The organism is Arcanobacterium sp. (ex Cirak et al. 2026), assembly GCF_053585065.1.
Genome location: NZ_JBQJCE010000011.1, coordinates 19,472 through 33,520 on the forward strand (window position 1 = coordinate 19,472; position 14,049 = coordinate 33,520).

The 14,049-nt window shown below is 54.8% G+C and carries 11 protein-coding genes; 6 read left to right on the top strand and 5 right to left on the bottom strand.

The window, feature by feature from the left end; genetic code table 11:
* Positions 1 to 11: 11 nt before the first annotated feature.
* From ACTOVJ_RS06600 to ACTOVJ_RS06615, 4 genes are all read right to left on the bottom strand, one after another.
* Positions 12 to 206: a helix-turn-helix transcriptional regulator gene (locus ACTOVJ_RS06600; protein WP_449501839.1), complete on the bottom strand. Its 195-nt coding sequence runs from the start codon at positions 204 to 206 to the stop codon at positions 12 to 14.
* A gap of 1 nt (position 207) precedes the next feature.
* Entirely contained in the window at positions 208 to 666 is a 459-nt protein-coding gene (locus ACTOVJ_RS06605; RefSeq protein ID WP_449504329.1) for a hypothetical protein, read from the bottom strand.
* 126 nt (positions 667 to 792) lie between these two features.
* Entirely contained in the window at positions 793 to 1,749 is a 957-nt protein-coding gene (locus ACTOVJ_RS06610; RefSeq protein ID WP_449503511.1) for an ROK family glucokinase, read from the bottom strand.
* 98 nt (positions 1,750 to 1,847) lie between these two features.
* Positions 1,848 to 3,911 (bottom strand): prolyl oligopeptidase family serine peptidase, encoded by a 2,064-nt coding sequence (locus tag ACTOVJ_RS06615; protein WP_449504328.1) that lies wholly within the window; start codon positions 3,909 to 3,911, stop codon positions 1,848 to 1,850.
* Between the two features lie 294 nt (positions 3,912 to 4,205).
* On the opposite strand from ACTOVJ_RS06615, the gene dnaK reads away from it, so the two are divergent.
* The 5 genes from dnaK to ACTOVJ_RS06640 all read left to right on the top strand — a co-directional run bounded on the left by dnaK (position 4,206) and on the right by ACTOVJ_RS06640 (position 9,221).
* A complete protein-coding gene (gene dnaK / locus ACTOVJ_RS06620; protein ID WP_449501835.1) occupies positions 4,206 to 6,068 on the top strand; it encodes a molecular chaperone DnaK in 1,863 nt (620 codons plus the stop codon).
* A 78-nt stretch (positions 6,069 to 6,146) separates the two neighbouring features.
* Positions 6,147 to 6,779 carry a nucleotide exchange factor GrpE gene (locus ACTOVJ_RS06625; RefSeq protein ID WP_449504327.1) on the top strand — a complete coding sequence of 211 codons (633 nt, stop codon included), beginning with the start codon at positions 6,147 to 6,149 and terminating at the stop codon, positions 6,777 to 6,779.
* Positions 6,780 to 6,814: 35 nt separating this feature from the next.
* Positions 6,815 to 7,807, top strand: coding sequence for a DnaJ C-terminal domain-containing protein (locus ACTOVJ_RS06630; RefSeq protein ID WP_449501833.1), 993 nt, complete (start codon positions 6,815 to 6,817; stop codon positions 7,805 to 7,807).
* A 9-nt stretch (positions 7,808 to 7,816) separates the two neighbouring features.
* Positions 7,817 to 8,644, top strand: a complete 828-nt coding sequence (locus tag ACTOVJ_RS06635) for a heat shock protein transcriptional repressor HspR (protein ID WP_449504326.1) — start codon at positions 7,817 to 7,819, stop codon at positions 8,642 to 8,644.
* 7 nt (positions 8,645 to 8,651) lie between these two features.
* Positions 8,652 to 9,221, top strand: coding sequence for an NUDIX hydrolase (locus tag ACTOVJ_RS06640; RefSeq protein WP_449501831.1), 570 nt, complete (start codon positions 8,652 to 8,654; stop codon positions 9,219 to 9,221).
* A gap of 30 nt (positions 9,222 to 9,251) precedes the next feature.
* Here ACTOVJ_RS06640 and ACTOVJ_RS06645 read toward each other — a convergent pair whose 3' ends face one another.
* The gene (locus ACTOVJ_RS06645; protein ID WP_449504657.1) at positions 9,252 to 9,896 is read right to left on the bottom strand and encodes an NADPH-dependent F420 reductase; all 645 of its coding nucleotides are present in this window, start codon (positions 9,894 to 9,896) and stop codon (positions 9,252 to 9,254) included.
* 343 nt (positions 9,897 to 10,239) lie between these two features.
* Here ACTOVJ_RS06645 and ACTOVJ_RS06650 point away from each other — a divergent pair, with 343 nt between their 5' ends.
* Positions 10,240 to 14,043, top strand: a complete 3,804-nt coding sequence (locus tag ACTOVJ_RS06650) for an ExeM/NucH family extracellular endonuclease (protein WP_449504658.1) — start codon at positions 10,240 to 10,242, stop codon at positions 14,041 to 14,043.
* The last annotated feature ends 6 nt before the right edge of the window (positions 14,044 to 14,049 follow it).

Here is a 14,049-nt window from a genome sequence, read left to right on the forward strand (position 1 = left end):
GGCCATCGGGCTTACTCGTCAGGGGTGAAAATATCTTCGATGCGTAAGTGGAATACCCCTGCAATGGCAAAAGCGAGTGGCAAAGACGGGTCGAAGCGGCCCTTCTCAATCGAGATGATTGTTTGACGTGAGACGCCGAGTAACTGTGCAAGATCTTCTTGGGAGTAACCGCGTTCTTTTCGCAGAGTAATGAGTGAATTGCGCATGTCACTTTCCGTACTTTGCCCAAGCGTAGAAAAGCCCGTAGATACATGTGATGCCGAGTAGAACCCAGAAGAGAATCTCGGTGACACTGCCAGCTCCAAAAATTGAGAATCCGGCGGTGACCAGTCCAAGTCCACCGAGAATTACGTAGAAAGTGTTTTCGGCCGCTTTACTCGCCCACTGAGATTCAACAGATTCCTCTGGTTTGGCTAGTCGTCCTGGAATCGTTTTGAGATCGACGACGCACACCCACACAATCGCCACACACACCGGAGTGGTGGCGATAAAGAAGACGAGAAAAGCGATCCATCGGGCCAGATCGTCAGTACGGAAAAGAGGGGGAAGAATTGAAATGAGAGCTGCGAGAATGATGCCCGCCGGTATCGAAATCGAGAGCGCAGAATGGCGCTCTCCCGAACCGAATTTGACTCGCCCAAATCTGGGAGTCTTTTCCTTTGACATTTCCGGCGTCCTTTCACCAGAGGATTAAAGTAAAGTAAACTTTACAGTAAAAGAAACTTTACATCAAGGGCTGGTGGTTTTCTTTTTGTTCCTTGTGAGGTGTATCAGCGCTCTTTTCAGGCGTGATTAGGCAAGCAACCCACGCGCGAGATCTGCTGCGCCGATCATGCCGGCATCGTTCCCGAGCTGTGCTTGGACGATGGGAGCAACCTCGCGTGAATTCGCTGCAGTGAGATACTTCAGGAAAGCTGCGCGCGTGGGATCGAGGAGAAGATTTCCTGCCTCGGACACTCCACCCGCCACGATGTACATCTGCGGATCAAGGATTGCGGAAAGGTCTGCCATACCCCGACCAAGCCACGTGCCAATCTGATGAAACAAGTCAATCGCTCCAGCTTCGCCCTCGGCAGCTGCCGCAGTGACCATCAACCCGTTGATGGCATCGACGTCGCCGCCCGCAAGGTCGAGAATATGCGAGCTTTCGCCCTTCTCAAGTTGGGCGAGTGCATATTGCTTGGCGATGCGCACAAGCGCATTGCCTGAGGCGTACACTTCCCAGCATCCCAGCTGGCCACACCCGCACTGCAAGCCGTCAGGAACCATATTGAGGTGTCCGATTTCGCCGGCAAGCCCGAAGGAACCAGAGATCAGGCGACCATCCATAATAATTCCGCCGCCGATGCCCGTACCAACTGTCACAGCGACGGCGGAGGCATGGTCACGCCCAGCGCCGTAACGGTATTCGCCCCAGGCAGCTGCGTTGGCATCATTTTCAAGATACACAGGCAGCCCAACTCCGGCTTCAACTTTGTCCGCGAGTGGTTCGTTGCGCCAATTCAAATTGGGTGCGAATGCGATCTTGCGGTGATCGGCAGCGACGAAACCCGCACAACCGATTCCGATTGCCTCGACGTCGTAGCTCTTGCGCAGTTCCTCGATGACGGCAACTACTGTGCCAGCAGTGGAATCAGGATCGAGTGCGGGCGTGGGCTTGCGGGTCATGGCAACAATTTCGCCGTCTTCATTAACGACGCCACCGGCGATCTTCGTACCACCGATGTCAACACCAAGTGTGTAAGTCATACTGCAATTATTGCACGGGTTTTCATCGCCACGCGCGCCGGAAGACCTAGATACGCAATCGGCGTCGGCAGATTCAAAGCCGACGCCGATTGCGCATCTCAAGCGAGTTTTTCATCCAGGAACGAGAAAATCAATGCGAGCATGAGCGATTGCTGAACTGGATCAGCCGCGCCCGCGTGTCCGCCTTCGGTGTTCTCGTAATAGAGGGCGTCGAATCCCTTTTCTTCGAGCAGCGCCATGAACTTGCGTGCGTGACCAGGGTGAACGCGGTCATCGCGTGTTGACGTGGTGATCAAAATTGGCGGGTGTGGCCCGTCGCTGACGTTATGGTAGGGAGAGTATGCCTTGAGGTAATCCCAATCGGCGGTATCAGGGTTTCCATACTCATCCATCCACGAAGCTCCCGCGAGGAGATGCGAGAAGCGCTTCATATCGAGCAGCGGCACACGGCATACGATTGCGCCGAAGAGCTGCGGATATGTGGTGTACATGTTTCCCATCAACAATCCGCCGTTCGATCCGCCGATCGCGGCGAGCTGAGGGACAGTGGTGATTCCTGCCTCGACGAGATCGCGCGCAACCGCCGCAAAATCTTCATAGGCTAGATGCCGTCCTTCGCGAAGGGCTGCCTGGTGCCAGGCTGGGCCGAATTCACCGCCACCACGAATATTTGCGACGGCATATACGCCACCACGCTCAAGCCATTCTTTTCCGTAGGTGCCGACATAGCCCGGAAGACGCGAAACTTCGAACCCGCCGTAGCCGTCCAGTAGTGTACGAGCTGGCGCATCGCCGTCGAGCACGCGTGCCTTGCCGATCACAAAGTAGGGAACTTTCGTGCCGTCGTCGGAAGCCACCCAACGCTGACGAACTTCGAGGCCGTCGGCGTCGAAACGCGCCGGAGCGCTACGCAACTTGCGCAACTGAAGCTCACCGTCGGCGATCGTGCCGTGGAAAAGAGTGGTCGGTGTGGTGAAGCCGGAAGTTGTGATCCACACATCGTCGCTGGCGTCGGGTTCGACGGCGCCGACGGAGATCGATAGGAAGTCACCCAGCTGCGTGTCTAGTGTGGTCACTGCCCATGTTCCCGACATCGGTGTGGCGAGGTGGAGCGAGTTGGAGACGTTGTCGAGTGTAGTCAACACGAGAGACGTGTGCAGCGGGCAAATTCCGACCAATGAAGTCGAGTGCGTCGGAGTGAAAAGTGTGTGAATCTCTGTAATGTCGCCAGAAAGTGCCTGCTCAAGCGGCACTGCAATGAGTGATCCGGCGGGGAAGGTCTGTCCGTTCACGTTCCATTCGTAACGGAGATCGGCCAGTGCCCATTCGTGCCATAGTGACACTTCAGCGGTTTCGGGTAGTGCAAGTTTCGTTTTTTCGAGTGTGTAGGGGTTGACCACATACACAATTGAGGTACGGAAATCGGGAATGCGGTAGGCCACGAGACGCTCGTATCCGGGTGTCGTGTCGTAGTGAGCGCCGACGGCGACGTCGGTGGTTTCACCGCGGATAATTTCGGCGGCCGCAGAAAGCGGGATCCCACGCAGCCACAATCGTGCCGAAATCGGGTATCCGGAAGTGGTGGTGTACGGACCGTTATCCGTAGCATCGGCAGAAGAGAAGTCTGCTGCCACCACGGTTGTATCGATGTCATACCACTGCATCGTGCCCTTTGATTCGGGTTTCACGAAGGCGTCAGACGGATTAACGAATGCGCGAGAGGGAATGTCGAATTCGCGCGTGACAGACGCGTCTTGACCGCCGTCGGACAGTGTCACGAGAGCGCGCGTGTACTCCGGACGCAGGAGTTGAACCCCGCGGAAAACCCACGAGCGTCCTTCGCTGCGGCCCAGAGCGTCGACGTCGAGGAGGACGTCCCATTCCGGTTCGGTTTCCGGGCTGACGTAGTTGAGGTATGCGCTCCACGTGGTGCGTCGCCATAAACCGCGGGGGTGTTCGCCATCGGTGTGAAAGTTATAGGCGTAGTTGCCACGTTTCGTCGCCACAATGAGGTGGTCAGAGGCTGACAAGATGGCGTCGAGTTCGTCACGGCGTGCATCAAATTTTTTGCCTGCAAAGTGATTGAGCGTGTTTGTTGAGTGCGTTTCCACCCACTCCATCGTGGCCGAATCTGACTCTTCGAGGTGGAGGTATTTATCCATGCGGGCAAGTTTACGGGGTGGTGTTCGTGTGAACAATGTTTGTCCACACAGTGAGAATGATTCTGATGTGGGGCGGGGTGGGGAAAGGCTTGGCAGTAACCGGGGTCAATGCTCGGCATTGCGAGGGGGCTGAGGGTGGATGTGGGTAGGGTGCGTGTTCTGAGAACAAATAGTTGAGCGTTGTTCGCTCAAGAAAAACACTAAGGTCTAGACATAACTAATCTGATGTGGCAATATGAAGGAGTTGAAGATTTGAGCGGTATAGAAATGCCGCAGATGAGAAGGAGTTTTCAGATGGCACGAGCAGTTGGTATTGATCTTGGTACTACCAACTCTGTGGTTTCGGTACTTGAAGGTGGCGAGCCCACAGTTATTGCAAACGCAGAAGGTGCACGTACAACCCCGTCGGTGGTTGGTTTTTCAAAAACTGGCGAAGTCCTCGTTGGTGAAATTGCAAAGCGCCAGGCAGTGACAAACGTCGATCGCACGATTTCGTCGGTGAAGCGCCACATGGGTGACTCGTCGTGGAAGATTGAGATTGACGACAAGTCCTACAACGCCCAGCAGATTTCCGCATTCATTTTGCAGAAGCTGAAGAAGGATGCTGAGGCTTACCTTGGTGAGCCGGTGACCGACGCCGTGATTACGGTTCCGGCATACTTTAACGACGCTCAGCGTCAGGCAACAAAGGACGCAGGTCAGATTGCCGGCCTGAATGTTCAGCGTATTGTCAATGAGCCGACTGCGGCAGCGTTGGCTTACGGCCTTGAAAAGGGTAAGGAAGATGAACTCATCCTGGTCTTCGATCTGGGCGGTGGCACGTTCGATGTGTCCCTTCTGGAAGTGGGCAAGGATGACGATGATTTCTCGACCATTCAGGTTCGCGCTACGTCGGGTGACAACAAGCTTGGTGGTGACGACTGGGATCAGCGCATCGTTGAGTGGCTCGTCGGACAGGCAAAGAACAACTACGGCGTTGATTTATCCAAGGACAAGATTGCATTGCAGCGTCTGAAGGAAGCTGCTGAGCAGGCTAAGAAGGAGCTCAGCTCGGCAACCTCCACCAACATTACGTTGCAGTACCTTTCGATGAGCGAAAATGGCCCGATCCACTTGGACGAGAAACTGACGCGTGCTCGCTTCGAAGAGATGACGAAGGATCTCCTTGATCGCACCAAGGTTCCGTTCCATAAGGTCATTGAAGACGCTGGCGTGAAGCTTTCCGAAATTGATCACGTTGTGCTTGTTGGCGGCTCCACCCGTATGCCGGCAGTGACCGACGTCGTGAAGGAACTCACCGGCGGTCGTGAACCAAACAAGGGTGTGAACCCGGATGAGGTAGTGGCTGTTGGTGCTGCTCTTCAGGCTGGTGTGATCACCGGTGATCGTAAGGATGTTCTTCTTATTGACGTCACCCCGCTGTCCCTCGGCATTGAGACCAAGGGTGGTGTGATGACCAAGCTGATCGAGCGTAACACGGCCATTCCGACCAAGCGTTCTGAGGTCTTCTCCACCGCTGAAGACAACCAGCCGTCAGTTTTGATCCAGGTCTATCAGGGCGAGCGCCAGTTTGCGCGTGACAACAAGTTGCTTGGCACGTTCGAGCTTTCGGGGATTGCTCCAGCTCCGCGTGGCGTGCCGCAGATTGAGGTCACCTTCGATATCGACGCCAACGGCATCGTGCACGTCTCGGCGAAGGATCGTGGCACAGGCAAGGAGCAGTCAGTGACGATCACCGGCGGTTCGGCTCTGTCCAAGGAAGATATCGACCGCATGGTCAAAGAAGCTGAAGAGCACGCAGCTGAGGACGACAAGCGTCGTGAGGAAGCTGATGTTCGTAACCAGGCGGAGCAGCAGGTCTACGCAATCGACAAGCTCCTGACGGACAACAAGGACAAGCTCGATGACTCCGTGGTCAACGATGTCAAGGAGGCGAACGACAAGGTTCGTGAGGCTCTTAAGGGTGAAGATGTTGAGGCGATCAAGTCGGCTCTCGAAGATCTGAACACGCGCGCACAGAAGATTGGCGAAGCACTGTACGCCAGCGCCCAAGCGGATCAAGCTGCAGGCGAGGCTGCCGCTTCGGCATCTTCGTCCCCATCAGATGATGACGTGGTCGATGCCGAGATCGTCGACGATGAGAACGAGAAGAAGTAATTTCTCTCGCGTGAATTGATGTCGGGGGCAGGAGCGCAGCTCCTGCCCCCACCTCAAAACTCACAGAAAGGACATGTAATGAGCGTCAACGATTTTACGCCAGACGAGCCCAACGAGGAGTCGGCCAACACCACGGATGCCACTGCGGGGGCGAACGCTGAAAATACGCCGGCGTCGGAAAATGCTGAATCGAACTCGTCACAGCCTAACGATCCCACGCCCCCAGAGCAGATGAGCGAACTCGATACTGCGCTGATGCGTGTCGCGGAACTTGAGGTCGCGGTTGCTGATCTGGAAGACAAGCTTGCACGTGCGAACGCTTCTGAGTACAACCTGCGCCAGGAGTACAACGGTTACGTGAAGCGAGCGAAGGCAGAGGGCGTTAACCGTTATGAATCTGGCCAGGCAAAAGTCATCGAGACTTTGCTTTCCGTTCTCGACGACGCAGCGCTGGCTCGTTCTCACGGTGACCTCGAAGGTCCCAGCGCTCTGATCGTGGAGAAGTTGGAGAATGTTTTGCACACCAACTTCCAGCTTGCTCGTTTCGGTGAGCAAGGTGAGGCATTTGACCCAGAATTACACGAGGCACTGATGCACTCAACGTCTCCTGACGTTGAGAGCGAACAGGTGTCGCAACTGATTCAGCCAGGTTACAAGATTGGCGACAAAGTTCTGCGCGCGGCTCGCGTGGGCGTTGTGTCGCCGGAGTGAAAATTGTCGCACGCAAAGAAAAGAGGTGAGGCGTGATGGCAAGCCAAGATTGGATGAGTAAAGACTTTTACGCCGCACTGGGCGTGTCGAAGACGGCCACCCAAGACGAAATCAAGAAAGCCTACCGTCAGCTTGCACGCAAATATCACCCGGATCAAAACCCTGGTGACAAAACTGCTGAAGAGAAATTTAAAGAGGTCTCTGAGGCTTATCAAGTGCTCAGCAATGATGAGGATCGCAGACAATATGATGCGATCCGCGCAATGGGTGGGGGAGCTCGGTTCTCTGCCGGTGGCGGTGGCGCCGGATTTGAGGACGTCTTCTCGTCAATGTTTGGTGGCGGCGGAGCTAGCCCATTTGCCGGCGGAAAGTTCTCTACAGGCGGTGGTGCCGGATTTGAGGACGTGTTCTCGTCAATGTTTGGTGGCGGAACAAACGCTGGTGCAAGTTTCACCGGCTTTGGCTCCCGACGTCGGGAGAAGGGCGAAGACGTGCACGCGTCAGTGTCGATTCCGCTCTCTCAGGCGGTTTCAGGTACGACAGTGAAAGTCGGCTCAGGTCTCGGTCAGGTTACTGCGCGAATCCCTGCAGGTGTGAAATCTGGCCAGAAGATTCGTATCGCCGGTAAAGGCCAGCCCGGACGCAACGGCGGAGCAGCAGGCGACATTCTCGTAGAAGTCACAGTTGAACCGCATCCCGTCTTCGATGTGAAGGGCTACGACGTCTACGTCGATGTGCCTGTGTCGTTTGATGAGGCGGTTCTCGGTGGCAAGGTTGACGTGCCAACGATCTCAGGAACTCCTGTCACAATCAAAGTGCCAGAAGGTTTATCGGATGGGAAGAATCAGCGCGTTCGTGGCAAGGGCATTGTGGGGCCGAAAGGTGCCACAGGCGACATGTATGTGAAGTTCCATGTTGTGGTTCCTAAGCGGATTTCTGATGAAGCGCGTGAGGCTGTGGAAAAGTTCCGCGAGGCCACTGCTGAAGCTGATCCGCGTGCCACTTTCCGTTCCATGGCCACGCTCTAAGGAGGAATGATGGCGAAGGTTTCGAAGAATTCTCCGATTCTTTCAGTGTCAGTTGCGGCTGAACTGGCAGGGATGCATGCCCAGACGGTTCGTCAGTATGATCGCCTGGGCTTGGTGGTTGCCAAGCGCACGAAGGGTGGCGGGCGGCGCTACTCGCTTGCCGACGTCGATAAGCTCGTGGAAATCCAGCGGATGAGCCAAGAAGACGGCATCAACTTGGCTGGTATTTTGCGAATCTTGGAACTGACGGAGAAAGTTGAGAAACTGACGCGCACCAACAAACGCCTCCAGCGTGACATAGAGAAGATGCAGGCGTTGGGTGAATACATGGGCGAAGAGCTGGCTCGTTATCGTGCCACTGAGCAGCGTGTCTTCGCCGCCGGCCCTGATGGTGATGTCACCATTGCTGAGAGAATTGACCAGTTACGTAAGGCTCTGCGCAAAGATTCTGGCCATGAGATGGTGGTGTTCCGTCCGAGGCGCTTGGTTGAGACAGCCCCTTATCGCGAGGTCAAGTCTGAAGTGTCTGCGAAAGGCTTGGCTGATGCAGGTTTTTCGAAGGAGGCTCTCGGTTTTGATGGTGACGTGGACGATTTTGAGTCGCTCGGTAGCGACGACGACTACGTTGTTTACGACGAAAATTGCGAGCCTGCGTTCCCGGCTCGCATGGATGCGAGTGCACACCGCGTAGTTATCGATGCTGACGGCGCTGAAGACGAGTTTGTGGATTCTGCCGACGCCGACATTGATGATTTTGTCCAAGCACTCGGTGGTTCTGCTGACTCAGCTGACGACGATGAGTTCGACGGCGTTGAAGAGCCATTCGACGGCGTTTAAGAGCCAGATGAGTGATAGTCCAAGAGCGAAAACGTCCCAGGATCGACTCCAGGCGGCGGTGCTCGTGTTGATTGATCGCGCGGCGGATCCGAGCGTTGTGCTCACCCGTCGCGCGTTCACATTGCGTAGCCAGCCTGGGCAAATGAGCTTTCCCGGCGGTATGCGTGATGCGGGGGAGAGCGCAGAAGAAACTGCACTTCGTGAAGCATGGGAGGAAATTTCTCTCGATCCTGCAAGCGTCGAAATTTGTGGACGTTTGGCGCCAGCACAGGCGGGGAATCGGTTGCTTGATATTGTCGCCGTGCTTGCGCGGTGGGATGGCGAGGGTGATATCGCTCCTTCCGACTCCGAGGTGGAGGGGATCTACCGTATTCGGCTTAGCACGCTTGCACGCAGCGAAAATCGCTTCACGGCAATGCGTGACGGTGTGGAAGTTGGGCCGGCATTTTTCATTGAGGGGCTTGTAATCTGGGGGTTTACTGCTCGTGTGCTAGACAATCTGCTTCGCGAACACGGATATGACGAGCAGTGGGACACTGATGATGTGCGTGAAGTGCCGAGCGATTTTCGTCAATGATGCCAAGTCAGACGTGGTGGTCTGAGCGAACTATTGTGACGCAGCCCGTGAAAGGATGCGACGCATCGAGGTGGCGTCTCTCCATCCGCCGTTAAAAATGGTTGTTCCCGGAGCGAAGAGTCTACCGTTGACTAGCGCGCCGGCGTTGACAGGGTCAAAGCCAAGTGCGTCGACAAATGTGCACACTGCGTCGCGCACATCGTCATTGTCGGCGGCGACCGCTTGAGCGCGACGGCTCGGGCTACCCGGTGGGCGCGAATCGAAGGCGAGGGCATCGAAAGCTAGGTGGTTGAGTGTTTTTGCTACCTGTGCGGTGGGAAAATGAGCAGCCACGGTGAGCGATGAATCACGCGGTGAAGTGGCGAAAGCACTTGCGGAGTCTAGGCGTGGCCAATAATTAGCAACGTCGATGAGGATACGCCCAGTGGCAATCTCGGGAGGTAGGGAAAGCGTCGAGGAAAGTGGAATGGCCAAGATGATAGCGGTCGAATCGGGGAGCGTAGCGATGTCCGCAACATTGATGGCGCTGACGCTGTCAGGGAGTTCAGCGGCAAGTTCGTTGGCTGGGCGTCTCGCGGCGTTCCAGACGGGGAAGGAACATTCGGCAATGTGTTCTGCCAAGGCGCTTCCCATCACTCCTGCGCCGATAACCGCTGCTCCTGTTATTTTTTCCACCCCACGATTTTAACTGTTTGTGATGTGTGGATGACGACGGTGGCGACCGTTGTGTGGATGACGGCGGTGGCGACCGTTTCCGCACGGGGTAGGGCCGGCGAATGCGAAGGGCGTGTGTCAGTATGTGCGACGCTATATCTCGTATTGTGGCAATCAAATATGCGGTGAAATAACCGCGAAATTACTTTAAAAGTTGAGCAAACCGCATGATTTGAGCACTTTATTCAACCTGGGAAAATCCTGAAAACAAGTTATTTAACTGCTGAAAGTGTACTCTAGTGCCGTGGGTAATGTATGACGCCCAGTACGTTTTGTTCCCTGAGGGAAAGGTGCCTCGATGACGATGAAATTCACGAGAGCTGCTGCACTTGGCGGCGGCCTGGCGGTGCTGTTGACGCCCTTTGTGGCGCCCATGGCGAGCGCCATCAAGGACGCCACAAAGGTGGTGATCAATGAGGTTTATACGTTTGGTGGAACAAATGCGGGTGTGTATCCGGATTTTGTCGAGTTATATAATCCGACAGACTCCCCGGTTCAGCTTGATGGTATGACTTTGGTGCCGGCGACCGGAAAGGGAACCCCGAAGAAATCAATTCAGCTAAAAGGCACAGTGGAGGCTGGTGGGCACTTTCTTATTGTTGAAAAAACTTCGCCCAAACATCCAGCCCAAAAACTTCCACAAGATGTTCAGCCGGATTTAGTAGTAGATAAGCTTGATTTCCCCAACAATGGTGGAATCGTTATCCTCGCTTCGGCGGGACAGGAAGTCGTCAAGGGTGACTTTAAAGCTGGGAAGCTTGAGGGGAAATACGTTGATGTTGTTGGCATCTCTGGTGAAGCAACAGCTTATGAATCGCAACCCGTAACGGCTGGAAAAGCGAAAAAAGAGAACGACGATCGCTCGTACCAGCGTGACAAGGGCGCTGATACAGATGATAATTCGAAAGACTTTACACTAAAGCCTGCTACGCCCAAGGGCTCGGGAGTAGCAGGCTCAAAGCCATCGATGCCTGAGTCACAGCCTGACGAAGAGTTTGAAGAGGATTTTGATGCCGAGGATAACCTTGGTGCTGACAGCTCAGAGTCAACAGAAGAAGTAGAGCCCATCACACCGGGGCAGGAAATCTCTATCGAGAAGATCCAGGGTAAAGGTCTCACAAGCGGGTACAACGGTAAGGTCGTGACGACAACTGGTGTCATTACCGCTGTCTATCCAGATGGTGGCTTTGATGGTGCCTATATCCAGACTGAAGGTACTGGTGGCGAAAAAGATCGCCAAGCTTCGAGCGGAATATTTGTTTATAGCAAGGATATTGCGAAACTGCAGATTGGGCAGCTGGTCAAAGTTCGGGGTGAGGTCACAGAATACCCTAAGCCCAAACAAAACCAGAAGAAGCCTGTTGATCCTGCTACACAAATGACGGAGATCGCGGGTAAGGTTTCCGTAGAGGTTCTCAATAAGGCGGATGTGAAGCAGCCGGTTCCGGTGGAATTGAAACAAATTCCATCTGGCGCTAAAGAGCGCGAGAAGCTCGAAGGAATGCTTGTTAAGCTTACGGGAACGCACACCGTGACTGACAACTATTCCACGGCACGCTACGGACAGATTGGCCTTGCCCCGGGAGATAAGCCTTTCTATCAGCCGACAGAGCTCTATTCAGAAAATGATCCTAAAGCCAAAGAAGTCGATGCAAAGAATACAGCTGATAGGATTACGCTCGATGACGGTGCTTCTCGCGAAACTTCCGTGAGGAAGGTATACGCAGATAAGAAGAAGGGGACTCCAGAGCATTATGTGGCACCTGATTGGCCTGCTTCGTACCTCGATGTGAAGAAACCGGTTCGAGTCGGGGCACATGTATCGTTCAAGGATGCAATGATTCTTGATTACCGCTTCCAATGGAATCTTCAGCCGACTTCTCCGATCCAGAAGAAGACCGGCAAAACATTCCAGGACCGTTCATGGGATGTTATTGAGTTAACAAACTACGAGCGCCCTGCTGCTCCAAAGATTCCTGGTGATGTCACCATTTCTTCGTTCAACGTGCTCAATTACTTCACTGATCTCGGAGAAAATGAGGAAGGCTGCAAGTCTCTCCCGGGCATTGATATGAAGGGAATCTCCACGGATTATTGCAAGGTTCGTGGTGCGTACTCAAAGGAGGCTTTCGACCGTCAGCAGACGAAGATCGTTGAGGCAATCACCGAACTCGATTCGACTGTCGTTGGATTAGAAGAGATCGAGAATTCCCAAGAATTTGGTAAGTCGCGTGACGCAGCATTGAAGAATCTGACTGACGCTCTGAACAAGAAGGCAGGAAAAACGAAGTGGGAGTTCGTTCCCTCACCTTCGGTGATTGGCATGAAAGAAGATGTCATCCGCCTTGCCTACATTTATCAGAAGGACAAGGTCGCTCCGGTTGGGGATTCTTTGATCTTCCGTGACAACAAATGGTTCGAGAACTGGGCACGTCAGCCACTCGCTCAAAAGTGGAGCCCAGTTGTTAATGGCAAGAAGGTTGGCAAGCAGTTTGTTTCTGTCGTCAACCACTTCAAGTCAAAGGGCTCAGTCGCTTCATCGAGGAAGAAGGGGAGCAAAGTTCCGCTCATTACGGGCGATAACAAGACCCTCGCTGGTAACAATAACCTCCTGCGTGTTGAACAAGCGAAGGAAATGACCCAGTGGGTGAAGAAAAACTTTGCCAATGAACCAGTGATCATCCTTGGCGACCTCAACTCCTACTCGAAGGAGTCGCCAGTTCAGGCCATTAAGGATGCTGGCTATACCTCAGTGGCGGAGCATGCCAAGATCAAGAACATGTCTTATCAGTTCAAGGGCGTGATCGGCTCGCTTGATCATGCACTTGTCAATAAGTCGCTCCTCGGGCATGTGACTACTGCTGATGTGTGGAACGTTAACGCTCTCGAACCAGTGGCATTTGAGTATGCACGCTACCGCACGACGATCAACGATCCAGTCACAACCTTTGATCTCAGCGCATACCGTTCTTCGGATCACGATCCGATCAAAGTGGGTCTGAAGCTTATCGACGATAAGGACAAGCCAGCTCCTGGTGAAACTCCGTCGCAGCCGGCTGACCCAACTGATCCGACCCCTGGTGAAACTCCGTCGCAGCCGGATGAACCGTCAGCGCCAAGCGAGGAACCGAGTCAGCCGACTCCGCCGGCTGATACACCGTCGACTCCGCCAGCGGAGAAGCCGGCCGATCCGAGCGACAAGCCGGAAGAACCGAGCGACAAGCCGGCAGATCCGAGCGACAAGCCGGCAGATCCGAGCGAGAAAGAAACCATTCCGTGGATCGAGTTGATCCCAGCTAAGCCGACTCAGCCGACTCCGCCGACTGATACGCCGTCGACTCCGCCAGCGGAGAAGCCGGCCGATCCGAGCGAGAAGCCGGCAGATCCGAGCGAGAAGCCATCTACTCCGAGTGAGAAGGAGACCACGCCGTGGACTGAGCTCACTCCGTCCACCAACGTCGGCCCAGTCTTCGCAAATTCCGATGAAATTGAGAAGGCACTGACTGAGGGCAAGGCCAAGATCACTGACGAATACACTGTGGTTCGTGGTGAAAGCGTCGATGTGGCTCTCGAAGGCCTCAAGGCGAATACGGAAGCACGCGTGTACTTCTACTCCGATCCCGTTCTGCTGGTGAAGAAGATGGCCGACGCAGCGGGCAAGGTGTCGGTGAACGTCCCAACGACAAAGGACACTGAGCTTGGTGCTCACTATGTGGTAGCTGCCTCAACTGTTCCAGGTGATCAGGCAACTGCGCTGGTGAAGGTGACAGTTCTGCCGAATATCAGTAAGGATCCAGACAAGGGTGCCCAGGATCCAACTCCGGAGCAAAGCCAGGCCCCGAGCCAGGATCCAACCCCGGAGCAAAGCCAGGCTCCGAGCCAGACTCCGAGCCAGGGTCCGAGCCAGGCTCCGAGCCAGGATCCAACCCAGACTCCGAGCCCGGAGCCAACTCAGAAGGCTCCTACTACCAAGTCACAGTCAACCTCAGCACCTAAGCACAAGGGCGGCCTCGCCCTGACAGGTGCAAGCGTTGCAGGGCTTGGAGTGGTTGCGCTGACCGTTCTCCTTGCGGGCGCCACGATGGTGATTCGCCGTCGCGAGAACTGATGACAC

Excerpts from the sequence above, each read along its gene's own strand:
- ACTOVJ_RS06600 (WP_449501839.1), bottom strand. The coding sequence starts at position 206 with ATGCGCAATTCACTCATTACTCTGCGAAAAGAACGCGGTTACTCCCAA.
- ACTOVJ_RS06605 (WP_449504329.1), bottom strand. The coding sequence starts at position 666 with ATGTCAAAGGAAAAGACTCCCAGATTTGGGCGAGTCAAATTCGGTTCG.
- ACTOVJ_RS06610 (WP_449503511.1), bottom strand. The coding sequence starts at position 1,749 with ATGACTTACACACTTGGTGTTGACATCGGTGGTACGAAGATCGCCGGT.
- ACTOVJ_RS06615 (WP_449504328.1), bottom strand. The coding sequence starts at position 3,911 with ATGGATAAATACCTCCACCTCGAAGAGTCAGATTCGGCCACGATGGAG.
- dnaK (WP_449501835.1), top strand. The coding sequence starts at position 4,206 with ATGGCACGAGCAGTTGGTATTGATCTTGGTACTACCAACTCTGTGGTT.
- ACTOVJ_RS06625 (WP_449504327.1), top strand. The coding sequence starts at position 6,147 with ATGAGCGTCAACGATTTTACGCCAGACGAGCCCAACGAGGAGTCGGCC.
- ACTOVJ_RS06630 (WP_449501833.1), top strand. The coding sequence starts at position 6,815 with ATGGCAAGCCAAGATTGGATGAGTAAAGACTTTTACGCCGCACTGGGC.
- ACTOVJ_RS06635 (WP_449504326.1), top strand. The coding sequence starts at position 7,817 with ATGGCGAAGGTTTCGAAGAATTCTCCGATTCTTTCAGTGTCAGTTGCG.
- ACTOVJ_RS06640 (WP_449501831.1), top strand. The coding sequence starts at position 8,652 with ATGAGTGATAGTCCAAGAGCGAAAACGTCCCAGGATCGACTCCAGGCG.
- ACTOVJ_RS06650 (WP_449504658.1), top strand. The coding sequence starts at position 10,240 with ATGAAATTCACGAGAGCTGCTGCACTTGGCGGCGGCCTGGCGGTGCTG.